The organism is Methylobacterium sp. XJLW (assembly GCF_003254375.1).
Taxonomy (GTDB): Bacteria; Pseudomonadota; Alphaproteobacteria; order Rhizobiales; family Beijerinckiaceae; genus Methylobacterium; species Methylobacterium fujisawaense.
In genome coordinates this window covers 596,938-621,179 of the sequence record NZ_CP016429.1, presented here as the reverse complement: position 1 = coordinate 621,179, position 24,242 = coordinate 596,938, and the positions used below count along the sequence as shown (strand labels likewise).

Genomic DNA, 24,242 nt, shown 5'->3' with positions numbered 1-24,242 from the left:
CTCTCCCGTGCGGGAGTGGGCCGGGGTGAGGGGCGAGAACTATAAGGACGAGCACGTCATTGAGGCGCGTCCCGGTCGCGCCCTTTCCGGACGGACCTGTTCCCTCACCCTGTCCCTCTCCCGCACGGGAGAGGGGACCCGCGGCTCGGCCTCGAAGCGTGCCGCGCAGTCATGAACGGCCGGACCGCTGAGCGATCCGGCCGGCGTGCAGACATCCCGGTTGCGGGCTTCAGGGGCCCGCCGCCCTCACTTCTTCTTCTTGATGCCGCTCTGCGGGTTGAGGCTGCCGATGTTGCCGCTCTCGCTGCCGGCCGCCGGGTCGATGACGGCGTTGACCAGGGCCGGGCGGCCCGAGTTCATCGCCTCGTTGACCGCGCGGGTCAGCTCGTCCGGCGTGGTGACGTGGTAGCCGACGCCACCGAAGGCTTCCATCATCTTGTCGTAGCGGGAATCCGGCACGAACACCGTCGTGGCAGGATCGCGGCCGGTCGGATCCGTGTCGGTGCCGCGGTAGATGCCGTTGTTGTTGAACACGACGATGCAGACCGGCAGCCCGTACCGGCAGATGGTCTCGACCTCCATGCCGGAGAAGCCGAAGGCGCTGTCGCCTTCGACGCACAGGACCGGCTTGCCGGTCTCGACGGCCGCCGCGACCGCGAAGCCCATGCCGATGCCCATGATGCCCCAGGTGCCGACATCCAGGCGCTTGCGCGGCTGGTACATGTCGATGATGCCCCGGGCGAGGTCGAGGGTGTTGGCGCCCTCGTTGACCAGGATCGCGTCCGGCCGCTCCTTGACGATGGTGCGGAGCGCACCGAGCGCCGCGTGGAAGTTCATCGGCGAGGTGTTGCTCATGAGCTTCGGCGCCATCTTGGCGACGTTCGCCTCGCGCTTGGTCCTGAGCGTCTCGATCCAGTCGGAGGGAGGCTGCTGCCAGCCCTGGCCCATGCCGTCGAGCAGCGCCTGCACGCAGGACGCGATGTCGCCGACCACCGGCGCGACGATCTCGACGTTCGAATCCATCTCGCGGGGTTCGATGTCGATCTGGATGAACTTGGTCGAACCGGGCTCGCCCCAGCTCTTGCCCTTGCCGTGCGACAGCAGCCAGTTCAGCCGGGCGCCGATCAGCAGCACCACGTCCGAGTCCTTCAGCGCCGTCGAGCGCGCCGCGCCGGCCGAGAGCGGGTGGGTGTCGGGCAGGAGGCCCTTGGCCATGCTCATCGGCACGTAGGGGATGCCGCTGGTCTCCACGAGGCTGCGGATCGCCGCGTCGGCCTGGGCGTAGGCGGCGCCCTTGCCGAGCACGATCAGCGGCCGCTTGGCGGATTTCAGGACGTCGAGCGCCCGGGCGATTGCCTCGGGGGCGGGGTGCTGGGCCGGGGCCGGATCGATCACCTTGACCAGCGACTTCTGGCCGGCCTCGGCGTCCATCACTTGGGAGAACAGCTTGGCGGGCAGGTCCAGGTAGACGCCGCCCGGCCGGCCCGAGCAGGCGGCGCGGATGGCGCGGGCGACGCCGATGCCGATATCGGCCGCATGCAGAACCCGGAAAGCCGCCTTGCACAGGGGCTTGGCGATGGCGAGCTGGTCCATCTCCTCGTAGTCGCCCTGCTGCAGGTCGACGATCTCGCGCTCGGAGGAACCCGAGATCAGGATCATCGGGAAGCAGTTGGTGGTGGCGTTGGCGAGGGCGGTCAGGCCGTTCAGGAAGCCCGGGGCCGAGACCGTGAGGCAGATGCCCGGCTTCTGGGTAAGGAAGCCCGCGATCGCCGCGGCGTTGCCGGCGTGCTGCTCGTGGCGGAACGAGATCACCCGCATCCCCTCGGCCTGGGCCATGCGGCCGAGATCGGTGATCGGGATGCCCGGGACACCGTAGATCGTCTCGATGCCGTTGAGCTTGAGCGCGTCGATGACGAGGTGGAAGCCGTCGGTCAGCTCGGGCTCTGCCTCGACCTCGGGTGCGGTGTGGACGATCTTGGCGAGTGCGGTCATCACGGTTTCTCCCGGAGGATCGGTATCGGTACGGGCGGCTCTGGGCGCCGGCTGGCGGGGGATCCCCCACGCTCCCGGAGGAGGGGAGGGCGGGAGATCCGTGAAGGCTGGGCGTCGCTCGGGCGACGTCGTGGGGCGGGGGCCGCTCAGGCCGCCCGGATCGGATGGGCGCTGAGCGCCGCGGGATGCTCCTCCGCGGCGAGGTAGCGGGCCCGCATCGGGCGCAGGACGAACATCGCCATCGCCGCCGCCGTCACGTTGAGCACGATGATCAGCGTGAACACCGCCGACCAGCCGTAGGCCGCCGACAGGAGGCTGGCGAAGGGCACGAGGAACGCCGCGGTGCCCTTGGCGGTGTAGAGCAGGCCGGCATTGCTGGCGGCGTACTTGGAGCCGAACGTGTCGCCGCAGGTCGCCGGGAACAGCGAGTAGATCTCGCCGAACACCCCGAAATACACCGCGGTGGCCAGCACGAAGACCATCGGGATGTGACCGTAGGTCAGCAGCACGATCACCGCCAGCGCCGCCGTCGAGAAGGCGATGAACATCGTGTTCTCGCGGCCGATGTTGTCGGAGACGTAGCCGAAGAACGGCCGCCCGAACCCGTCGAAGATCCGGTCGAGCGAGATCGCAAGCGTCAGCGCCGCCATCTGGAGGCCGAACAGGCTCACCGGCACGCCCGCCACCTGGAAGTCGTGGGCGATCGGGGCGATCTGCGCCGCCGCCATCAGGCCGCCGGAGGCGACCATCACGAACATGGCGTACATCACCCAGAAGACCGGGGTGCGCACCGCCTCGCGGGGGCTGCGGTCGACCTTGGTCTGCGGCAGGCGGGTGCTCTTGCGCTGGACCGGCGAGTTGGTCGACGGCTTGCGCAGCAGGAAGGCGAGCGCGAGGACCACGGCGCCCTGACCGATGCCGAAATACAGGAAGGCGTCCTGGTAACCGCTCGACGCGATCATGCGGGCGATCGGTACCACCGTGATGGCGGCACCCGCGCCGAAGCCGGCCGCGGTGGCACCGGCGGCGAGGCCGCGGCGATGCGGGAACCACTTGAGCGCGTTGCCCACGCAGGTGCCGTAGACCGAGCCCGCACCGATGCCGGCGATGACGGCGCCGAGATAGAGCATCGCCAGGCTGTCGGCGTAGGCGTTGATCGTCCAGGCGAGGGCGATCATCACGCCGCCGAACGCGACCACGATCTTCGGGCCGTAGCGGTCGACGAACCACGCCTCGACCGGGACCAGCCAGGTCTCGGTGGCGACGAACAGCGTGAAGGCGAGCTGGATCGCCGCGCGTCCCCAGTGGTAGCGCTGGTCGATCGGGTCCACGAACAACGTCCAACCGTATTGGAGGTTGGCGATCATGGCCATGCAGATCACGCCGAAGGCGAGCTGCCACCATTTCGCCGACGGCGAATCCTGGCGTTCCATCCCTGAGCCTCTCTCTTGGGCGGCGCGGCCTTGCTGTGGCGGCGTCTCTCGTGCACCGACGATCATGCACATCCGTTCTAGGTATGCAATATACCAGCCTGAGACGGACGGGATGAACTGTCAGGGCGGCGATATTATTCCGTTTGCCCCGCCGGAGGAATCGGGCCCCAGGCACCGAGCGTCGGCGCGTCGGTCAGGTGCAGCGTTTCATCGAGCGTGGGAATCGCGGTCGGATCGGCCGGGAATCCGATGACCGCGCAGGCCGCCTCCCAGTCCGGACCCGCCTTCACCGCCGCCAGGGTGGCCGGATCCAGCGCGGTGATCCGTCCGCGATCGAGGCGCAGGAAGGCACGGCCGGTCTCGGCCTGAACGAAGCGGACGATCGCCATCCGGCGCAGGCATTCGCGCAGGAAGGTGGTGTTGGCGGATGCCGAAAGGTCGGCGCCGTTGAACACCGCCTCGGGACCGCGGGCGAAGATGTCGACCTTCCGAAACCGGTCGATGTCGATCAGCCCTTTCACGTCGAGGATGTTGAGGATCCCGTCGGCCCAGAACGCGATGGTGCGCGGGCGCTCGCCCAGCGGCACGCTGTTGTCGAGGAACTCGCAGACCACCTGCTTGTCGCGCGAGAGCGCCCAGTTGAAGAACAGGCGCGGCATGCCTGTATAGGCCTCGACGTTGTGCGCCAGCAGGTCCTCCACCGCCTTGTAGCGGCCGAACATCTCACCCCGCTTCCATGCCCGCTCGACGGTGTCGGCCGGGGGCGTGACCATGAACTGCATGTAGACCCGGTCGCCGAACCGGGTGAGCAATTGCCCGCCGCCGTCAGAGCCGGCCTCGGCCTGGAAGCTGTCGAACCGAAACCGGTCGATGAGCAGGTTCGAGATCCGCCGCTCGGCCGCCTTGCGGGTGACGTAGCGGTCGAGCTTCATGTCGATGATCTCGACCTCGTAGCCGGTCAGCGTCCCGGCATAGCGGGAGGCCTCGCCCAGGCTGTCGTAGTCGAGGAGGTACTTGCGCCAGACGTCGGGTGTGATCACCGCGAAGTCCGACCACGCCATGCCGAGACGTCTGGCGAGGCCGAGCTGGTAGGGACGGATCGTGCTCTTGCCGGAGGCCGAGGCCCCTTTCACGTTCATCACCACCGGGTAGTCCTGCGGCGCCAGCCGGCGATAGCCATGCGCCTCCACCACTGCGGCGATCCAGGGCTCGATCAGCTCGCCGATGCGGCGGCTGCCGTAGCCGTTCGAGACCAGCGTCCCGGCGATGGTCCGCATGAGGGATCCGTCGCGGATCAAGGTGTTCTGCCGCGCGATGAGGCCGGACACCACGCTGCGCAGGGCCTCGCAGGCGGCGATCTCCAGGCCGTCGCCGGATTCGGCGGCGCGCCGCTGCCAAGTCTCGAGATGGCGCAGGGACCGGGTCGCGAGATCCTCGCGCGGGGCCACGACCGCCGGGGGACGGCGTCCGAGGAGCCTATCGAGCCAGCGCGGCTCGGGCGGCGGCGGGGCCGGCGCCTCGTCGAGGATGGCGGCGACCTCACGATCGAGCAGCGCGTCGGCTTCGGCGCGGATCTGGGCGAGGGCTGCTTCGATCTCACTGAGGCGGGGCTCGATGCCCTCGCGCAGGATCGTGGACACGATGGCCCGGAAGTTCACGCCCAGATCGGCATAGACCGCACCGACCGGCACGGACAGGTCCGACATCACGCGGATCAGCACCTCATGGACGACTAGGCGGCGGGCCCGGAACCGGCTGAGCTGGCGGGCCGGCAGCCCGCAGAGGTCGCTCAGATCCAGGGCGTCGCGCAGCGGCGTCTCGACGTGCTCGGACCGGTAGACGGTCACCAGCGGCAGGAAGGCGGACGGCAGATCGGATCGGACGCCGGGGTTCCACGGGCCGATGATGGCCGCATCGGGAACCTGCCCCGCCGCGACGGTCACGGGCGCAACCGCCGTGGCGTGACGCGGCCTGTCCGATCGATCCCTCTTATCCTGAGGTGCTGTGCAGCAGCCTCGCAGGCGCGGTCCAGGGATCGCGCGGCCGTCCGGAGGCCTCCTGCGAGGCCTCCGTTGCGCTGCGCCATTTCACGATGCGGGGATGAGTTGGACGTGCGGGTGCCGCGCCGAGGGTGCGAGCCAAGCCTGCTCGACCCCCGTGCCATGAGTTCGAACTGGCGAGACGCCTTAAAAGATCTTCTGGAACCAGCCATGGGCGTCATTGGTGTTGCCCCGCTGGATGTCCACCAGAAGGCTCCGCAGCCGCTGGGCCACGGGCCCGGCCTTGCCGTTCCCGATTGTGAAGCTCTCCTCGCGGCCCTTCACGGTGCCGATCGGCGTGATCACCGCGGCGGTCCCGCAGGCGAAGGCCTCGGTCAGGCGGCCCTCCCGCACGTCGGTGCGCCACGCGTCGATCGTGTAGGGCTCCTCCTTCACGGTCAGGCCGGCTTCCCGCGCCAGGGTTATGACCGAGTCGCGGGTGATGCCGTGCAGGATGCTGTCCGAGAGCGGCGGCGTCACCAGCGTGCCGTCCTCGAAGACGAAGAACACGTTCATGCCGCCGAGTTCCTCGATGTAGCGGCGCTCAACCGCGTCGAGGAAGACGACCTGCTCGCAGCCCTGGGCCGCGGCCTCGGATTGCGGGGCGAGGCTCGCCGCATAGTTGCCCCCGCACTTGGCCGCGCCGGTGCCGCCCGGGGCGGCCCGCGTGTAATGCTCCGAAACCCAGACCGTGACGGTGCTGTTCGGGTCCTTGAAGTACGAGCCCACCGCCGACGCGATGGTGATGAACAGGTATTCGGAGGCCGGCCGGACGCCCAGGAACGCCTCGGTGGCGATCATGAATGGCCGGAGATAGAGGCTACCGTCGGGCGTGTCGGGGATCCAGGCGCGGTCGATCTCGACGAGCTTGCGCACCGCGTCGACGAAGGCATCCTCCGGAAACGGTGGGATCGCCAGGCGCTCGGCCGAGTGCCGGAAGCGACGCGCATTGGCGTCGGGCCGGAACAGGGCGGCGCCGCCATCGGCAGTGCGGTAGGCCTTGAGGCCCTCGAAGATCTCCTGCGCGTAGTGCAGCACCGCGGAGGCGGGATCGAGGGGAATCGCCTCGCGGGCCTGGATCCGCGCATCGTGCCAGCCGCGACCGGCCGTGTAGCGCGCCACCACCATGTGGTCGGTGAACACCTTGCCGAAGCCAGGATTCGCCATCAGCGCGGCCCGCTCCTCGGCGGTCCGCGGGGCGGGATGACTTTGGATCTCGAACGTCAGGTCGCTCACGGTCTGGTCCTTATCGACTGAGGCCCTTATGGCGCGCTCCGGCGCGCGAATCTACGGAGCCGGCGCATGACGGTGTCACCGCACATGCGCGTTATTCGGCGGTCGCGGGCTCCGACAGCTGGAGCCGGTGCAAGCGTGCATAGGCGCCGCTGGCCGCGAGCAGGGCGTCGTGCCGTCCGGTCTCGATCACGCGGCCCGATTCCATCACGGCGATCTGATCGGCGTCGCGCACCGTCGAGAGGCGATGGGCGATCACCAGGGTGGTGCGGCCCCGCATCAGCCGGGTCAGCGCCTCCTGGACCAGACGCTCCGATTCAGAATCGAGGGCCGAGGTCGCCTCGTCGAGGAGCAGGATCGGCGCGTCCTTCAGGAAGGCGCGCGCCAGCGCCACCCGCTGCCGCTCGCCGCCGGACAGTCGGCCGCCGCCGGGCCCGACACGGAAGTCGTAGCCCTCCGGGAGGGCCGCGACGAAGTCGTGGGCCGCGGCGGCGCGGGCGGCCGCCTCGATCTCCGCAGGCGACGCCCCGGGCCGGCCGAAGCCGATATTCCGCGCGATCGTGTCGTCGAACAGGACCACCTCCTGCGACACCACCGCCACCGCCGCGCGCAGGGACGCGAGGGTCACCGCGCGGACGTCCTGCCCGTCGATGGTCACGCGGCCTTCGGTCACGTCGTAGAGCCGCGGGACGAGGTTGAGCAGCGTGGATTTCCCGGAGCCTGAGCGTCCGACCAGGGCCGTGACCGAGCCCGCCGGGACCGTCAGATCGATCCCCTCCAGGGCCGGCGCATCCGGCCGGTAGCGGAACCGCACGCCGTCGAAGCGGATCGTCCCGGCGGACACGGTGAGCGGCCGCGCGTCGGGCGCCTCGCGTATCTCGGGCGCCTCGTCCATGACGTCGAAGTAGCGCCTGAGGGCGGCGGCCGCCTCCTGCAGGATGGCGTTGAGGTTCCCCAGCGCCCGGGCCGGCTGCGCGGCGAGCAGCAGCGCCGCCACGTAGCCGGTGAAGTCGCCCACCGTCTTCTCCCCCGCCAGCACCCGTTGCCCGACCAGTACGAGCACCCCCGCCACCGCGATGCCGCCCCCGATCTCCAGCAGCGGGTCGAGACGCCCGCGGGCATTGGCAGCTTTCATCTTGAGGCGGCGCACCTCGTCGAGGGCCTGCGCGGCGCGGCCCTTGAGGTAGGCCTCCATGGCGTAGGTCTTGGCGACCCGTGCCCCCTGGAGGCTTTCGGAAATGAGGCTGGCGGTGGCGCCCATCTGCTCCTGCGTCGAGGTCGAGACCCGCCTGAGCTTCTTCCCGATCCGCCCGATCGGTCCGGCCACGAACGGCACCGTGACGCCGGCCACCAGAGTCAGCACCGGATCCATCCAGATCAGCGCCGCCACGAGGCCGATCAGCATGGCGATGTCGCGCAGGAGCACCGTCGAGATGCGGGTCAGCGCTTCCTTGATGAAGGCGAAATCGGTGGTGAAGCGCTGGGTCAGCGCCGCCGGGCTCTCGCGGCCGAGCTGGGCGAGATCGGACTCGATCAGGTGCCCGTAGAGCGCCGCCTGCATGTCGGCCTCGACCCGGGTGACCACCCTGTTCGTCAGAACGGTCTGGCCATAGAGCGCGAAGCCGCGCGTGGCGGTGACGACGATCACCACCAGCGGCCCATAGGCGATGGCCGCCGCATCCTTCCGGTCGAAGGCGTCGAAGGCGGCCTTGATCAGCGCCGGGTAGAGGCCGGTCGAGGCGCCCACCAGCGCGATCAGCACCAGCACCACGGCAAGGGTGGCCCGGTGCGGGTACAGCCAGGTGCGCCAGAGGCGCGCGAGGAGGGGAGCCGTGTCGCCGCGGAGGCGCGCCATGAAACCTACCAGGTCGGATCAGCGCCGGCCTCGGGCAGGATGCGCGGCGGCAGCGGTGTGCCGCCGCCATCGCCGCGGATCAAGGCCTTTGGCTCAACGGTCGTCGCCGTCCGGACCGCGGCCGCCCTCCCGGCCGCGATGCCAGCCGCCGTGATCATGCCCGCCCATAGGCCGGGCGAGGATCGTTGCGCGCCGCTTCTGGTCCTGATCGAGGCTGGCGTAGAGCGGCTGGGACGCGTCGGCCAGCTTGCGCAGGGCCTCTCCGCGTGCCGTCGCGGCATCTGCCATCGCCCGAAGGGCCGCTGGGGCATCGTCGCTGAACTTGGGGCGGTCGCGCATCGCCTCGCGGCGCTGCTGGCGCATCTTGGCCATGTCGCGGATTGCAGCTTCCACGGGCGGCCACAGCTTCTCTTGGTCGGGGTTGAGCTTCAGGCCGGCATGCAGGGCGGCGATGCGGGCATCCGTGAAGGCCGCCCGATCCTCGGGCGTGAGCGCACTCCAGCGCCCGTGACCGCGGAAGCCGTCGGGTCCATGGTCATGCGCAAAGGCCGCGCTGGCGACACCCAGGCCGAGGGCCCCTGTTACCAGGATGCTCGCTCTCAAACGGCGGGACATGGAATCCTCCATCTTGACGCTCCGGACAGCGTCGGAACCCACGGGGCGCGACGCGTCCGACGCCGCGCATTGGGGACCGGGCATGTATCCCGCTTGTGTATGTAACAATGTTACATTAGTGGCAGGTGCGACCGAAGGCGCGGGAAGGTGGAACGGTGCGGGGCGTGGCAACAACATTCCGGATCGCGGCGCTCGCGGTCCTGTCCGTCTGGCTCGGACTTGGGGTGCCGGCGGTGGCCACCACGCAGACCGTCCCGATCCGGGCGGTTGCGAGCTTCTCGATCCTGGGCGATCTCGTCCGGCAGATCGGCGGTGCGTCCGTGACGGTGACCACCCTGGTCGGACCCGATTCCGACGTTCACGGCTTCAGCCCGTCGCCAGCCGACGCGCGCAAGCTCGCCGAGGCCGATATCGTATTCGTCAACGGCCTCGGGCTGGAGGGCTGGCTCGACCGGCTAATCCGCGCCTCCGGCACGCGCGCCCCAGTGGTGACCGTCTCGACGGGCGTGTCGCCGATCCCGGCGCAGGACGAGCATGTCCACGGGGAGGGCGGTCACGGACACGGTGAGCACGCCTTCGATCCGCATGCCTGGCAGAGCATCGCCAACGTTCGGATCTACGTGGCGAACATCCGGAACGGCCTCGTGAAGGTCGATCCGGCCCATGCCGCCGCCTATCAGGAGGCCGCGGCCGGCTACCTCGCCAAGCTCGATGCCCTGGAGCGGGACGTCCGGGCAACGATCCTCCAAATCCCGCCGGAGCGGCGGCAGATCATCACGACCCACGATGCCTTCGGCTATTTTGCGGCGGCCTACGGCCTACGCTTCATCGCGCCGCAGGGCGTCTCCACCGACAGCGAGGCGAGCCCGCGGGACGTGGCGTCGATCATCCGCCAGATTCGCCGCGAGCGCGTACCCGCGGTGTTTCTGGAGAACATCAGCGACCCGCGCCAGATGGAGCAGATCGCCCGCGAGAGCGGCGCCCGCATCGGCGGGAAGGTCTATTCCGACGCGCTCTCCGGGGCGGACGGTCCGGCAGCGACCTATCTCGACCTGATGCGGTCGAACCTGGCGGCGTTCGACGCCGCGCTCATGCCGAAGTGACCCGATCCGACCGGCGCGGGATCGATTGCGCTGCAGCCGCTCCGCCGAGGGCTGGCCCGTGTCAAGGCCGGATGCCGGCTCCGACAGGACGGGATCGAGCTTCCATCCCGACGACGTGCTCTGCGGCTGCGCCGATCCTGCCCGGATCACGAGCCGCCACGACTGGCGGTGCCGTCCTCTGTCGCCTTCACGGCGTCGGGCATGACATAGCGTAAACCGCCGGTTAAGAGGCCCCCACTAGCCTTACGAAACGGGTGCCAGCCGATCCTCGTACGCGAGGGCTCAAGGCCTGGGGGCCTTGTGAAAACGCGCAGCTCGGAGATCGCGTGGCTTGGGGGCCTGACCGCTGGCGCTTCTATCGGCTCGTCGCGCGCGAGGCTGCACGCGCGGGCCGCGCGGCCGGAGCCAGCGTCACCGCACCGCCCGACATCCTCGCCCGGATGCGGGTGACCGGACTGGTGATCGCACCGCAGGACCTGCGGACCTCGGACGCGACCTTTGCGGACGACATCTATGCCGGGCTGTTCGTCTTCGCGGGCCGGTCGCTCGCGGCGAGCGGCGGCTCACCCTTCGACTACGCGGCGCCGTCGCCGGAATGGGCTGATGAGCTCTACGGCTTCGGCTGGTTGCGCCACCTGCGCGCCGCCGACACCGCCCTCGCCCGGGCCAATGCCCGCGCCTTCGTGGCCGATTTCATCGCGGGCCGGGGCGACGCGGCGCTCGCCCGGCAGACGCCGGTGGCGGCCCGCCGGTTGATCTCGTTCCTGTGCCAGTCGCCCCTCGTGCTGGAGGGGGCCGATCACGGCTTTTACCAGAACTTCCTCAAGGCGATCGGACGCAACGCGCAGCAACTCGAGCGCGACCTGCGGCGGGGCGTGCCACCGCAATGGCGCCTGAACGCCGCCGTGGCGCTCTGTTACGCCGGCCTGTGCTGCGACGGCATTCAGCCGATCCTGCGTCGAGCGACCCGGATTCTGACGCGGGAGCTCGACCGCCAGATCCTGACCGATGGTGGCCACCGGTCCCGCGACCCGCGCTTCGCCATGGATCTGCTCCTCGACCTCCTGCCCCTGCGCCAGAGCTACCTCAGCCGCAGTGTCGAGCCGCCGATGGCGCTGCTGCGGGCCGTCGACCGGATGTTGCCGCTGCTGCGACTCCTGCGCCACCCGGACGCCTCGCTGAGCCACTTCAACGGCATGGGCGCCACGGATGCGGACCACCTCGCGACCCTGCTGGTCTACGACGGCGCGCTCGCCCGGCCGCTGATGCACGCGCCGAACTCGGGCTACGAGCGCCTGGAAGGCGGCCGGGTCGTCATCGTGGCCGATGTCGGCGCGTGCCCGCCGCTGCCCTACTCGGTGAATGCCGGTGCCGGCTGCCTCGCCTTCGAGATGTCGAGCGGCCCCCAGCGCATCGTGGTCAATTGCGGCCTGCCGGCCAGCGGGGCGGATCTGCGCCTCCTCGCCCGTTCGACGCCGGCCCACTCCACGGCCTCGGTCGCCCACAGCTCGTCGTGCCGGTTCCTCACTCGTACCGGGTGGTGGGGCGAGCGGCTCCTGGCCGATTGGCTGATTCGCCGGCGCGGGCCCGTGGTGCTGAGCGGGCCCTCGGCGGTGGCCGCCGAGCGCGCCGAGGAGGCCGACAGCGTCGTCCTCGCGGCCCGGCACAACGGCTACGCGCCCGATTTCGGTATCGTGCACGAGCGCCGCTGGCAGCTGTTCCACGCGTCGGTGCGGCTGGAGGGCCGCGACGCCTTCCTGCGCCAGGGCAAGGCGCAAAGCCGGGGGCGGCGGTTGCGCCCGCAGGATGTGGCGATCCGCTTCCATCTCCATCCCGGCATCGCCGTGCGCGGCATCCCGGACGGGCTCGAACTCGCCTCGGCGCTCGGCGAGGTCTGGGTGTTCCGCGCCGAGAACGCCGAGATCGCCATCGAGGAGAGCGTCTACTTCTCGGGCCTGACGGGGCCGCGCCGCACCGACCAGATCGTGCTGCACCTGCGCGTCTCCGAGGACGTGGAGGTCCGCTGGAGCTTCGAGCGTCAGGCGTCCGCACCGCTGCGCGGGGTGGCACCCTGAGGGAGCCGGCTGGCCGGGCTCACCGTTTCCATGCTACCGCGCCGGAAAATCTCGAACTTTCGGCACGAAGCTATGGCGCACGATCAGGTGCGGGTCTCCCGCGCGCTCCTCTCGGTCTCGGACAAGACCGGCCTCGTCGACTTTGCCCGGGCGCTCCACGCCCGCGGCATCGCGCTGGTCTCCACCGGGGGCACGCATCGTGCCCTGCAGGAGGCCGGCCTGCCTGTCACCGAGGTGGCCGATCTCACGGGCTTTCCGGAGATGATGGACGGCCGGGTCAAGACGCTGCACCCGGCGGTTCACGGTGGATTGCTCGCCATCCGCGACAACCCGGAGCATCAGGCCGCGCTCGCCGCCCATGGGATCGGCGCCATCGATCTGCTGGTGGTCAACCTGTACCCGTTCGAGGCCACCATCGCGGCCGACCGGTCGGATGCCGACTGCATCGAGAACATCGATGTCGGCGGCCCGGCCATGATCCGTGCGGCGGCCAAGAACCACGCGGATGTGGCCGTGGTCACCGACGTGTCGGATTATGCCGGCGTGCTGGCCGCACTGGAGGCGCATGACGGCGCCCTGGGCGCGGAAATGCGCCGGAGCCTGGCGCAGAAGGCCTTTGCCCGCACCGCGGCCTACGATGCCGCCATCGGCAACTGGATGGCCGGCCGCTTCGGCACGGATGCGCCGGCCCAGTTCCGCGCCTTCGGCGGCACCCTCGGTCAGGCGCTGCGCTACGGCGAGAACCCTCATCAGGCGGCCGCCTTCTACCGCGCGCCCGGCAAGGTCCGCTCGGGTGTGGCCACCGCCCGGCAGCTCCAGGGCAAGGAGCTGTCCTACAACAACTTCAACGACACGGACGCCGCCTACGAGTGCGTGGCCGAGTTCGATCCGGCCCGGACCGCCGCCGTGGCGATCATCAAGCATGCCAATCCGTGCGGTGTCGCGGAAGGCACCAGCCTGCTCGAAGCCTACGAGCGGGCTCTGAGCTGTGACCCGACCTCGGCCTTCGGCGGCATCGTCGCCCTCAACCGGACGCTCGACGCCGAGGCGGCCAGCAGGATCGTCGAGATTTTCACCGAGGTGATCATCGCCCCGGATGCCACGCCCGAGGCCGCGGCCATCGTCGCGGGCAAGAAGAACCTGCGCCTGCTTCTGGCCGGCGGACTGCCTGACCCGCGGGCCCCCGGCGAGACCGTGCGGACGCTCGCCGGCGGTCTGCTGGTCCAGAGCCGGGATGCGGTGGTCGTCGACGACATGCCACTCAAGGTCGTCACCAAGCGGGCGCCGAGCGAGGCCGAGCTGGGCGATCTCCGGTTCGCCTATCGGGTGGCCAAGCACGTGAAGTCGAACGCCATCGTGTACGCCAAGGCCGGCGCGACGGTGGGAATCGGCGCGGGTCAGATGTCCCGGGTCGATTCCTCGCGCATCGCCGCCTGGAAGGCCGCCGAGGGCGCGAAGCGCCTCGGGCTGTCCCAGAGCTTGGCGGTCGGCTCGGTGGTGGCGTCGGACGCGTTCTTCCCGTTCGCGGACGGGCTGATGGCGGCCGCCGAAGCGGGCGCGACGGCGGTGATCCAGCCCGGCGGTTCGATGCGCGATGCGGACGTCATCGCGGCCGCCGATGCGGCCGGCCTGGCCATGGTCCTCACCGGCCACCGTCATTTCCGGCATTGATCGGGCGGGGTCGGGAGGGTCACGACGTGACGCTCCCGTGCCTCCGTGCTCCAGCACCGCCGAGAGGCCTGTCCGTCGCGCGGCGCCGCCGCGCTTCCGTTAACGATCCGCACGGATTGGAGCCGGTCGCGGCGATTTTTGTTCCGGCTGCGATGTCTCTCAGCATTGCCGTGAACAAGCGTGGCCTGTGCCGAAGCTCAGCAATGGATGTCCCGTAACGCCGAATGCTCTTTTTTGAGCATTATTGCCGAACAAATACCCCCACCTTTGCGAATATGGGTGGCATCTGCGGAGCGGGTTGATATTTTCTCGGCTGCACGCCATCATTGCCCAGATGTGCGCCGGAAGCTCGTGAGAAGAACTTCCTGGAACGAATCCGGGTTGGGTGACGAGATGGTGGTCGCAGCGCTGTTGTTTCTCGTGGGAGCGCTGATCGGCCGCTCCTATTCGGTGATGATCATCGCCATGACCTCATCGGTGGTCATGTTCACTGCGATGACCATTTTCATGTCCGTTTACGGCCTCGACCTGCTGCACGTTCTGATTATGCTGGGATACCTGACGGCCCATCAGGCGGGATATCTGCTCGGCGCCTATCTCACCGACTATCCCGAGAACAATCGCGGGCTGTAACCAGCGTCACCACCACCAAACCAGCCGCCCGGCGAGGGTGTTGATCAGCGCCCACAAGCCCAGAGCCACGGCCATCCAGATAATTAGAAGTAGAAGATGCAGATTCCGATGAGGCTGACGGCGCAAATGTGGCACGACATCGTTCACGATGGAAATCCCAGGGGCCCTGGATCGTAGGGGAACCTTATACGGCCTTGTGCCGCTCAGGTTCCGCCGGGGCGATCGGCGAAAGATTAAATTTCGGACAGTTTCCGGCGGCCGGCAGGTTTGTTGGACGACCGGCATTGGCCGAGAAACGGACTGAAAGTTGCAGTCATTGACTGCTTGCAACGTGGTGGTCAGAAATCAGGACATTCCGTGTCGGCTCGCCGTTTCGACGGTGATGGTTCCGTCTGCCGTCGATACTTGAGACCTCTGTATAGGATCCGCCGCAACGCAATCCGTGACAGACCGCACGGATTGCGATTCCGCCGTCGCGTTGCGGGTTCGACACAAGCCGAGACGGCCCGGCCCGCCTTGCGGCCACGACCCGGCACGGGTCCGTGCCGGGCGGCCCTCTGCCCGGAGGCGCGCGGACATCTCTGTGGAAATGGAAACGCCCAGGCAGTGGGAACTGCCTGGGCGTCGTCGACGCGTGGTTCGTTTGGCCGGTTTGCGCCGCTCAGGTATCCGCGAAGATGTCGCGATCCTTGGTCTCCGGCACGAAGAGGATGCCGATGATCACGGTCGCGACCGCGATGACGATCGGGTACCAGAGGCCGAAATAGATGTCGCCGGTCTGGGCCACCATGGCGAAGGCGGTCGCCGGCAGCAGGCCGCCGAACCAGCCGTTGCCGATATGGTAGGGCAGCGACATCGAGGTGTACCGGATCCGGGTCGGGAACAACTCCACCAGCATGGCGGCGATCGGGCCGTAGACCATCGTGACGAAGAGCACGAGGATGAACAGCAGGCCGATCACCTGCGCGACCTGCGGCCGGAAGATGTCGAACGGATTCGACATCTTGACGATCTCAGGGTCACCCGCCTTCGGGTAGCCCGCGGCCTGGAGTGCCGCGGTCGTGGCCTTGTTGGCCTCGACGTTGCCCCCCTGCGGATAGGGGATCTCCGTATCGTTGACCCGAATGGTCGTCGGCTGTCCGGCCGCCCCGGCAGCGGTGGTGTAGCGCACCGACGACTTCGACAGGAAGTCGCGGGCGAGGTCACAGGGCGCGGTGAACACCCGGGTTCCGACCGGATTGAACAGGTTTCCGCAGGCGGCCGGATCGGCCGTCACTGTCACCTTCACGTTCTCGATCGCCGCCTCGAGCTTCGGGTTGGCCGTGGAGGTGATGCCCTTGAAGATCGGGAAGAACGTCGCCGCCGCGATGGCGCAGCCCGCCAAGATGATGACCTTGCGGCCGATCTTGTCGGACAGCCAGCCGAAGACCACGAAGAAGCCGGTGCCGAGAAGCAGCGACCACGCGATCAGCAGGTTGGCGGTATAGCCGTCGACCTTGAGAATCGATTGCAGGAAGAACAGCGCGTAGAACTGGCCCGTGTACCAGACCACACCCTGACCGGCGACGAGGCCGAACAGGGCGATGATCGCGAACTTCGCATTGCGCCACTGGCCGAAGGCCTCGGTGAGCGGTGCCTTCGAGGTCTTGCCCTCGTCCTTCATCCGCTGGAAGGCCGGAGATTCCGACAGCTGGAGGCGGATCCAGACCGAGATGCCGAGCAGCAGCACCGAGACCAGGAACGGGATGCGCCAGCCCCACTCGGCGAAGGCGGCCTCGCCGGTGAAGGTCCGGGTCGCGAGGATCACGAGGAGCGACAGGAACAGGCCCAGGGTCGCGGTCGTCTGGATCCAGCTGGTATAGAACCCGCGCCGGCCGTTGGGCGCGTGCTCGGCGACGTAGGTGGCGGCGCCGCCATACTCGCCGCCGAGGGCGAGGCCCTGGGCGAGGCGCAGGACGATCAGGATGATCGGAGCCGCGATGCCGATGGTGGCCGCGTTGGGCAGGATGCCGACGATGAAGGTCGACAGGCCCATGATCAGGATCGTGATCAGGAACGTGTATTTGCGTCCGACGAGATCACCGATGCGGCCGAAGACCAGGGCGCCGAACGGACGGACGATGAAGCCTGCCGCGAAGGCGAGCAACGCGAAGATGTCGCGCGTGGCGGGCGGATAGGCAGAAAAGAACTGCGCGCCGATGATCGCTGCCAGAGAGCCGTACAGATAGAAATCGTACCACTCGAACACAGTACCGAGCGAGGACGCGAAGATCACCCGCTTCTCGGCCGAAGTCATCGGCCTCGCGGCGTCTCCGGCCCGCGGGATCGCGGTTGCCACAGCCATAAGACACGTCCTCCCAAACGCATATGGGCGGCCCGACGATGGGATCGCCCTTTCCCGGCCCGCTCCCGGGCGGCCCTGCGCAAAGCGCAGATCACCTATGCGTTATCTCAAGGGCGTGGCGGGTCAACCGGTAAAGCGATTGTGAAGAGCCTCATCAACACAGGTGCGCACCGAGTTGTCACCGGAACGACGAAGGGCGCGGCTCGCGCCGCGCCCTCCGCCTGTCCGACGCGTCTGGTTGAGATCAGTGCGCGTGGGCGCCGGACGCCCCGATGCCGGTCTCGGAGCGCACATACTGCGCCTCGAAGGCGGCCCGCTCGCGCTGGGCCCGGCGGGACTTGTCCATGAGCGACACGACCCAGATCGTCGCGAAGGCCAACGGCATCGAGAACAAGGCCGGGTTGTCGTAGGGAAAGAGCGGGGCCGGGTTGCCCAGCGTCGTCACCCACACGGCTTTCGACAGCACCACCATGATCACCGCGGCGAGCAGGCCGACGAGGCCGCCGGCCAGCGCACCCCAGGTGGTGGTGCCGCGCCACAGGATCGACATGGCCAGCACCGGGAAGTTGCAGCTCGCCGCCACCGCGAAGGCCAGGCCCACCATGAAGGCGACGTTCTGGTTCTCGAAAACGTAGCCGAGGTAGATCGCCACGATGCCGATCACCACCGCCGAGATCTTCGACAGGTTGACCTCGTGCTTCTCGGTGGTGCGCCCGCGGGCGATCACCTGGGCGTAGAGGTCGTGGCTGATCGCCGAGGCGCCGGCGAGCGTCAGGCCCGCCACCACGGCCAGGATGGTCGCGAAGGCCACGGCGGAGATGAAGCCGAGGAAGTACGGGCCGCCCACGGCGTTGGCGAGGTTCACCGCCACCATGTTGGTGCCGCCGATCATGTCCTTCAGCTTGTCGAAGGTCCCGGCCGCGCCGAGCTTGAAGTAGACCGGATCGGACATCAGCAGGGCGATGCCGCCGAAGCCGATGATGAAGGTGAGAATGTAGAAGTAGCCGATCAGGCCGGTGGCGTAGAACACCGACTTGCGCGCGGCCTGCGCGTCCGAGACCGTGAAGAACCGCATCAGGATGTGCGGCAGGCCGGCGGTGCCGAACATCAGGCCGACGCCGAGGGAGATCGCCTCCACCGGGTTCGACACGAGTCCGCCCGGCGCCATGATGGCGTCGCCCTTCGGGTGAACCTGCACGGCGTTCGCGAACAGCATCTCGGGGTTGAAGCCGTATTTCAACAGCACTGCGCCCGCCATGAAGGTCGCGCCGCCGAGGAGCAGGCAGGCCTTGATCACCTGCACCCAGGTGGTCGCCTTCATGCCGCCGAAGGCGACGTAGACGATCATCAGGACGCCGACGATGATCACCGCGTAGAGATAGGGCAGGCCGAACAGGAGCTGGATCAGCTTCCCGGCGCCGACCATCTGGGCGATCAGGTAGAACGCCACCACCACGAGGGTGCCCACCGCCGAGATGATGCGGATCGACGTCTGGTCGAGACGGAAGCTCGCCACGTCCGCGAAGGTGAACTTGCCGAGGTTGCGCAGGCGCTCCGCGATCAGGAACAGCACGATCGGCCAGCCGACCAGGAAGCCCGTGGAATAGATCAGCCCGTCGAAGCCCGAGGTGTAGACGAGGCCGGAGATGCCGAGGAACGAGGCGGCCGACATGTAGTCGCCGGCAATCGCCAGGGAGTTGGTCCCCGCCGAGATGCCGCCGCCCGCCGCGTAGAAATCGGCGGCGGACTTCGTGCCCTTCGCGGCCTTGTAGGTGATGCCGAGCGTCAGCAGCACGAAGAACAGGAACATCAGGATGGCCGGCCAGTTCGTGACCGATTGCTGCACGGCCCCGAGATCCGGGCCGGCGGCATAGGCCGCGCTGGCGGCGATCGTGCCGAGCGTCAGGCCGAGGAGGAGCCGGTTCATCGGGCGACGCTCCGCTTGAGGGCGGCGCTCAGCGCGTCGAAACGCGTGTTGGCCCGGGCCACGTAGACGCCGGTCAGCGCGAAAGCGAACAGGATCACGAAGACGCCCGCGAACAGTCCGAGGGAGGCGGTGCCGCCAACCTTCACGGCGAGCAGCGACTTGTCGAAGGCGATGAGCCCGATGAAGCCGAAATAGACCACCAGCATCAGGATGGTCAGCGTCCAGGCGAAGCGGGTGCGCTCATGGACGAGTTGCTGGAATTCGGGTGTCCGGACAATCCGCTCGACCTGCGGATCGACCTCCGTTCCGAGTGCGCGTGTTCCCGGGGGCGCCGTGCGCCCTCGAAGGCCGAGTGTCGTGCCGCTCATGGCTTTTCCTCCCGCGAGGGCACTCTGGCCCCCCGGTTCATCGCGTTGAAGTTCGTGGTTCTTGTTGGAGACGGGCGCCGCCCCGGCACCCGTCCCGGTCCGAACCCGCGCCGCTATGGCCGCGGCGCGGATGCGATCAGGCCCGGTTCTGCCGGTTCTCGATCAGGTCGTCGACCACGGCCGGCTCGGCCAGCGTCGAGGTGTCACCGAGCGAGCTGAAATCGTCCTCGGCGATCTTGCGCAGGATCCGGCGCATGATCTTGCCCGAGCGGGTCTTCGGCAAACCCGGCGCGAACTGGATCAGGTCTGGAGAGGCGATCGGCCCGATATCCTTGCGGACCCAGGTCACCAGCTCCTTGCGCAGGGCGTCGTCGCCCTCCTCGCCGTCGTTGAGGGTCACGTAGGCGTAGATGCCCTGGCCCTTCACGTTGTGCGGGTAGCCCACGACCGCCGCCTCGGCGACCTTCGGATGGGCGACCAGCGAGGATTCGACCTCTGCGGTGCCCATGCGATGGCCGGAGACGTTGATGACGTCGTCAACGCGTCCGGTGATCCAGTAATAGCCATCCGCATCGCGCCGGGCGCCGTCGCCGGTGAAGTACTTGCCCGGATAGGTCGAGAAGTAGGTCTGCTCGAACCGCTCGTGGTCGCCGTAGACCGTGCGCATCTGGCCCGGCCAGGAATCGGCGATGCAGAGATTGCCCTCGCAGGCCCCTTCCAGAACCTTGCCCTCGGCATCGACCATCTCGGGCGTCACGCCGAAGAACGGCCGGGTTGCCGAGCCGGGCTTGAGTGCGGTGGCGCCCGGCAGCGGGGTGATCAGGATGCCGCCGGTCTCGGTCTGCCACCACGTGTCGACAATCGAACAGCGCTTGTCGCCGACGACGTTGTAGTACCATTCCCAGGCTTCCGGGTTGATCGGCTCGCCGACGGAGCCGAGCACGCGCAGCGAAGCCCGCGAAGTCTTCTTCACCGGCCCCTCGCCGCCGCCCATCAGCGAGCGGATGGCGGTGGGCGCCGTGTAGAAGATGTTGACCTTGTGCTTGTCGATCACTTCCCAGAAGCGGGACGTCGACGGATAGGTCGGGATGCCCTCGAACATCAGCGTCGTCGCGCCGTTGGCGAGCGGTCCGTACACGATGTAGCTGTGGCCGGTGACCCAGCCGACATCGGCGGTGCACCAGTACACGTCGCCCTCGCGGTAATCGAAGACGTATTCATGCGTCATCGACGCGTAGACGAGGTAGCCGCCCGTGGTGTGCACCACGCCCTTCGGCTGACCGGTCGAGCCCGAGGTATACAGGATGAAGAGCGGATGCTCGGCCTCCACCGCCACGGCGGGGCACTCGTCGGTCACCTGCTCGGCGGCCTCGTCGTAATAGACGTCCCGGCCAGCCTCCATGGCGACGCTGCCGCCTGTGCGGCGCACGACGATCACGTGGTCGACGAGATCCGCGTCGAGCCGCTTGATCGCTTCGTCGACATTGGCCTTCAGCGGCACCTTGCGGCCGCCGCGCAGGCCCTCGTCGGCGGTGATCACCAGCTTGGAGCCGCACCCCTGGATGCGCGACGCCAGCGAGTCGGGGGAGAAGCCGCCGAACACGATGGCGTGGATCGCCCCGAGCCGCGCGCAGGCGAGCATCGCGTAGGCGGCCTCCGGGATCATCGGCATGTAGAGCGTGACCCGATCGCCCTTGCCGACGCCGCGGTTACGCAGGACGTTGGCCATCCGGCAGACCTGCGCGTGCAGCTCCCGGTAAGTGATGTGCTTCGACTCGTCGGGATTGTCGCCTTCCCAGATGATCGCGGTCTGGTCGCCGCGGGTCTCCAGATGACGGTCGATGCAGTTATGGGCGACGTTGGTCTTGCCGTCTTCGAACCACTTGATCGAGACCTTGCCGGGCTCGAAGCTGGTGTTCTTCACGGTGGAGAACGGCGTCATCCAGTCGATGCGCTTGCCGTGCTCGGCCCAGAACGCATTCGGATCGGCGACGGACGCCGCATACATCTCTTGATACTTGGAATCGTCGACGTGAGCGCCCTCACGCCACGCGTCCTTCACCTCGATGACCTTGCCTTGCATGGCGTTCCATCCCTGATTGGTGCCCGATCGTATCGCGGTGGCGGCCGCGCAGCCAGGACTTCCAAAGTAATGTAGCCTACAATTTACGATGACGATATGATCGCGGTTTCGCGCGCGCTCAGATCAAGTCCCGTAAATAAATTGGGCACAATGTAACAGCTGATTGAGGCTTCGATGCTGCGCTGTCAAGCGCGGGGAGCCTGGCGAACGATCACCCGCCGTCCTCTGTTTCCGCCCCCGGACGATGGCCGGTACAGGGGCGCGCTTTCGGGGACGCGTCGGCGCGCGATCGGCCAGGGTTCTATCCGTTCGCCACCCGTCGCGTCGGCATGATGATTTCCACGAGCGTGCCGTCTTCCGGGCGTGCGGAGAGCTGGAGGCGGCCGCCGTTGGCCTCCACCAGGGCACGCGGCAGTGCCAGCCCGTCCTCGACGGATTCCTTCGGGTCTTCCACCCGCGGAGCAGGCCCGGCGCCGGTACCGCGCACCCGCAGGGCAACGGCCGCCCGTTCCGCCGAGCCGGTGGAAACGATGATCTGGCTTCCGGCGGCGGAGCGTCGGATCGCGTTCTCGATCACGAGGCTGGCCGCGCGGCTGACCGAGCGCTCGTCGGCTTCCAAATCGCCGAGATCGGTGGAGAAGCTTGTCCGCATCACGACCCGGCCTCGCGCTGCCTCGCCCTGAAGGCGGGCGACGCAACCCGCCACGACGTCGTTGAGGTCGAGGGCGCGGGGTTCGAGGCGCAGCGAACCGGCCTCGACTGCGGCAAGATCCAGAAGCTTGCCGACCCGTTCCAGGATCGTCTCGCCCGACGCTTTGATCTCCGCCAGGCAGTCCCTGTAGCGCGTGTCGCCGAGGGGCCCGAAGGGCTCCTTCAGCATCGCGTTTGCCAAATCGATCATCCCGGTGACGGGGCCGCGCACGGCGCCGTCGAGCCGGCTCAAGGCCTCTCCGCCGCCCGGCACGGTTTCCGGGCGACTGGCTGCGCCCGCCTCTCCGGGCGCCGCGCGACCGGCATGGTCGAGCGTGACCACCCGTCGTCCAAGAGGCCCCGCGACGGCGAGCGACATCGGCTTGCCGGCCAGGACAATGGAGCGCCGCTCCGGGGCCGCGCCGCGCAGGGCATCGGCGATCGTCAGGACGCTCTGACGGTCGAACAGGCTGACGAAACTGCCGCCGACGACCTCGCGCGGATCGCATCCGAACAGGCCGGCCGCGGCGTGGTTCAACGCGACGATGCGGCCGGCCCCGTCGACGGTGACGACCCCGATCTCCAGTGCGTCCAGGGCCGCCTCGGCACGGGCCGTTCGTTCCGTCTGGGCGGCGCGGGCGAGGCGCTCGGCGGTGAGCGCATCCGCGACATCGGCCTCATCGACCGGGCGCGCGATCAGGCACGTCGCGGCGGCGCCTACCCAGCTGAAGGCGCCGCTCAGCAGTTCCACCGGACGCGTATGGCCCTCGACCGTCTTCACCGTGGTCCGGCGTGCCGCGTCGCCAAGCGCGTCGCCAAGCGCATCGCCAAGCGCGTTCGAAGGCGGGAGACCCGGGAGAAGTCCGGAGAGCCCGGTGCGGGCGAGGCTCGGCAGGTCGGGATGGCCTGTCAGATCCAGAAAGCCGCGATTGGCGGCGACGATGGTGCCGTCGTGGTGGATCAGCGTCGGCAGCGGCAGACCCGCGAGAAGGTCGGCCTGCGGAGGAGCGGCCACGTCGACGGGGGGCTCGACACTGGCCCCGTCGGTTTCCGTGCTGGCCTCCTCGGAGGCCACGGGCAGATCCACTGGATTGGTCTGCGGCGCGGGGAACGGCATCACCGCGCCGCTCTCGGCCTTCGGCGCCCCTGATTCAGGATCGACCTCGTCGCCGGCATAGCGTGCGCCCAGCGCCCGGGCGATTTCCCGGAAGGCGGCATGCTCATCAGTCGAGAGCGGTGTCGCGATGAGATCCGGCGCAGGCGCGACCGGCCTTTCGACTTCGACGGGCTCGGGGAGAGGCGACGCGGGCGCCGAAACCGACGATTCCGGCGGCGGCGCCGCGGGCTCGGCGACGACCTTGATCGCGTTCGGCGCGCTCCGGATCAGGCCGAACCCGCCGAAGCCGGAGAACGCCGCATCACCCCGCCCCAGAGGGGCGCCGGAGAGATCGACCCGGAACGGCCCGGTGCCGGCATCGAGCACCGCCGATTCGCCGCGGAAGGTTCGCCGGTCGCGCAGGGCCGTCAGCACCGAGTCGGCTTCGGACAGGAGGCCTGTCGCCGCCATGTCCTGCCACCGCTGCCCCACGAGGCCCGCGAGGGCCTCCGGCCCGGTGAGGGTGGTCAGGACACCAGCGGCATCGATGCGCCATAAGAAGCGGTTGTCCCGCCCCATCGAGGATGGCGTCGCCTGCGGATGCGCCGGCGGCGCGCTTGCGCTCGCCGGGGGCGCGACGGGGCGGACCGGCCGGGCGCGGGCGGCGGTCACGGGCGTGGTCGGTACCACGAGGATGGCGGGACGACCGTCCGCCTGAGTTCCACGCGCCAGCCAGCACAGTGCCGGGGGGGCGATGCGGCGGACATCCAGGCGCAGGCGCGCGAGGCGGGGCGCGGCGTCCCCTGCGGTCGCGGCAACAATCTGACGGATCAAACCGACGAGCGCGGAGCCGGTCAGGGTGTCGGCCAAGGGCGCCGCCGCATCGGACGCGTACAGGATCTGCCCCGCCGACGGGTCGACCACGAAATGCACGGTGTCCCGAGCGCCGAGCGTGGCGGCCAGGGCCGGCACGCGCGCCCAGGCCGCGAAGGCAGTCGCCAGCCCGGGCTGGGCTGCACCGGCCATCGGTGTCACTGTCGTCTCCAAAGCCCGCGACCTCGAACCCTAACGCGATCCGTCACGTT

At 68.7% G+C, this 24,242-nt stretch carries 15 protein-coding genes; 4 read left to right on the top strand and 11 right to left on the bottom strand.

Annotation, left to right across the window (positions count from 1 at the left end):
- Positions 1-246 precede the first annotated feature (246 nt).
- From oxc to A3862_RS02790, 6 genes are all read right to left on the bottom strand, one after another.
- Positions 247-1,992 (bottom strand): oxalyl-CoA decarboxylase, encoded by a 1,746-nt coding sequence (gene oxc / locus A3862_RS02815; RefSeq protein WP_052083780.1) that lies wholly within the window; start codon positions 1,990-1,992, stop codon positions 247-249.
- A gap of 146 nt (positions 1,993-2,138) precedes the next feature.
- Entirely contained in the window at positions 2,139-3,425 is a 1,287-nt protein-coding gene (gene oxlT / locus A3862_RS02810; protein WP_043760484.1) for an oxalate/formate MFS antiporter, read from the bottom strand.
- Between the two features lie 134 nt (positions 3,426-3,559).
- On the bottom strand, positions 3,560-5,368 hold the full coding sequence (locus A3862_RS02805) for a hypothetical protein (protein WP_043760486.1): 1,809 nt from the start codon (positions 5,366-5,368) through the stop codon (positions 3,560-3,562).
- 243 nt (positions 5,369-5,611) lie between these two features.
- The gene (locus tag A3862_RS02800) at positions 5,612-6,631 is read right to left on the bottom strand and encodes a branched-chain amino acid aminotransferase (RefSeq protein WP_442919058.1); all 1,020 of its coding nucleotides are present in this window, start codon (positions 6,629-6,631) and stop codon (positions 5,612-5,614) included.
- Between the two features lie 160 nt (positions 6,632-6,791).
- Entirely contained in the window at positions 6,792-8,552 is a 1,761-nt protein-coding gene (locus A3862_RS02795; RefSeq protein WP_043760487.1) for an ABC transporter ATP-binding protein, read from the bottom strand.
- Between the two features lie 93 nt (positions 8,553-8,645).
- Complete coding sequence (locus A3862_RS02790; RefSeq protein ID WP_043761753.1) at positions 8,646-9,167, bottom strand: Spy/CpxP family protein refolding chaperone; 522 nt, start codon at positions 9,165-9,167, stop codon at positions 8,646-8,648.
- A 164-nt stretch (positions 9,168-9,331) separates the two neighbouring features.
- Here A3862_RS02790 and A3862_RS02785 point away from each other — a divergent pair, with 164 nt between their 5' ends.
- The 4 genes from A3862_RS02785 (at position 9,332) to A3862_RS31925 (ending at position 14,649) form a co-directional block, all read left to right on the top strand.
- Positions 9,332-10,270: a metal ABC transporter solute-binding protein, Zn/Mn family gene (locus tag A3862_RS02785; RefSeq protein WP_100794057.1), complete on the top strand. Its 939-nt coding sequence runs from the start codon at positions 9,332-9,334 to the stop codon at positions 10,268-10,270.
- Between the two features lie 326 nt (positions 10,271-10,596).
- Positions 10,597-12,345, top strand: coding sequence for a heparinase II/III family protein (locus tag A3862_RS02780; RefSeq protein ID WP_043353729.1), 1,749 nt, complete (start codon positions 10,597-10,599; stop codon positions 12,343-12,345).
- A 72-nt stretch (positions 12,346-12,417) separates the two neighbouring features.
- Positions 12,418-14,016 (top strand): bifunctional phosphoribosylaminoimidazolecarboxamide formyltransferase/IMP cyclohydrolase, encoded by a 1,599-nt coding sequence (gene purH, locus A3862_RS02775; RefSeq protein ID WP_043760491.1) that lies wholly within the window; start codon positions 12,418-12,420, stop codon positions 14,014-14,016.
- A 207-nt stretch (positions 14,017-14,223) separates the two neighbouring features.
- A complete protein-coding gene (locus A3862_RS31925; RefSeq protein ID WP_236961707.1) occupies positions 14,224-14,649 on the top strand; it encodes a hypothetical protein in 426 nt (141 codons plus the stop codon).
- Between the two features lie 661 nt (positions 14,650-15,310).
- Here the strand turns inward: A3862_RS31925 and A3862_RS02765 are convergent.
- The 5 genes from A3862_RS02765 to A3862_RS02745 all read right to left on the bottom strand — a co-directional run bounded on the left by A3862_RS02765 (position 15,311) and on the right by A3862_RS02745 (position 24,183).
- Positions 15,311-16,945 carry an MFS transporter gene (locus tag A3862_RS02765; RefSeq protein ID WP_052083781.1) on the bottom strand — a complete coding sequence of 545 codons (1,635 nt, stop codon included), beginning with the start codon at positions 16,943-16,945 and terminating at the stop codon, positions 15,311-15,313.
- Between the two features lie 292 nt (positions 16,946-17,237).
- Positions 17,238-18,920: a cation acetate symporter gene (locus tag A3862_RS02760; protein WP_043353743.1), complete on the bottom strand. Its 1,683-nt coding sequence runs from the start codon at positions 18,918-18,920 to the stop codon at positions 17,238-17,240.
- Positions 18,917-19,288 carry a DUF485 domain-containing protein gene (locus tag A3862_RS02755; RefSeq protein WP_043353744.1) on the bottom strand — a complete coding sequence of 124 codons (372 nt, stop codon included), beginning with the start codon at positions 19,286-19,288 and terminating at the stop codon, positions 18,917-18,919. Before A3862_RS02755 ends, A3862_RS02760 begins: the two co-directional genes overlap by 4 nt.
- A 136-nt stretch (positions 19,289-19,424) precedes the next feature.
- Positions 19,425-21,371, bottom strand: coding sequence for an acetate--CoA ligase (acs, locus tag A3862_RS02750; protein ID WP_043760494.1), 1,947 nt, complete (start codon positions 21,369-21,371; stop codon positions 19,425-19,427).
- Between the two features lie 301 nt (positions 21,372-21,672).
- Positions 21,673-24,183, bottom strand: a complete 2,511-nt coding sequence (locus A3862_RS02745; RefSeq protein ID WP_236961706.1) for a PAS domain-containing protein — start codon at positions 24,181-24,183, stop codon at positions 21,673-21,675.
- Between the last annotated feature and the right edge of the window lie 59 nt (positions 24,184-24,242).

Excerpts from the sequence above, each read along its gene's own strand:
- oxc (WP_052083780.1), bottom strand. The coding sequence starts at position 1,992 with ATGACCGCACTCGCCAAGATCGTCCACACCGCACCCGAGGTCGAGGCA.
- oxlT (WP_043760484.1), bottom strand. The coding sequence starts at position 3,425 with ATGGAACGCCAGGATTCGCCGTCGGCGAAATGGTGGCAGCTCGCCTTC.
- A3862_RS02800 (WP_442919058.1), bottom strand. The coding sequence starts at position 6,631 with ATGGCGAATCCTGGCTTCGGCAAGGTGTTCACCGACCACATGGTGGTG.
- A3862_RS02795 (WP_043760487.1), bottom strand. The coding sequence starts at position 8,552 with ATGGCGCGCCTCCGCGGCGACACGGCTCCCCTCCTCGCGCGCCTCTGG.
- A3862_RS02790 (WP_043761753.1), bottom strand. The coding sequence starts at position 9,167 with ATGTCCCGCCGTTTGAGAGCGAGCATCCTGGTAACAGGGGCCCTCGGC.
- purH (WP_043760491.1), top strand. The coding sequence starts at position 12,418 with ATGGCGCACGATCAGGTGCGGGTCTCCCGCGCGCTCCTCTCGGTCTCG.
- A3862_RS31925 (WP_236961707.1), top strand. The coding sequence starts at position 14,224 with ATGTCCCGTAACGCCGAATGCTCTTTTTTGAGCATTATTGCCGAACAA.
- A3862_RS02765 (WP_052083781.1), bottom strand. The coding sequence starts at position 16,945 with ATGACTTCGGCCGAGAAGCGGGTGATCTTCGCGTCCTCGCTCGGTACT.
- A3862_RS02760 (WP_043353743.1), bottom strand. The coding sequence starts at position 18,920 with ATGAACCGGCTCCTCCTCGGCCTGACGCTCGGCACGATCGCCGCCAGC.
- A3862_RS02755 (WP_043353744.1), bottom strand. The coding sequence starts at position 19,288 with ATGAGCGGCACGACACTCGGCCTTCGAGGGCGCACGGCGCCCCCGGGA.
- acs (WP_043760494.1), bottom strand. The coding sequence starts at position 21,371 with ATGCAAGGCAAGGTCATCGAGGTGAAGGACGCGTGGCGTGAGGGCGCT.
- A3862_RS02745 (WP_236961706.1), bottom strand. The coding sequence starts at position 24,183 with ATGGCCGGTGCAGCCCAGCCCGGGCTGGCGACTGCCTTCGCGGCCTGG.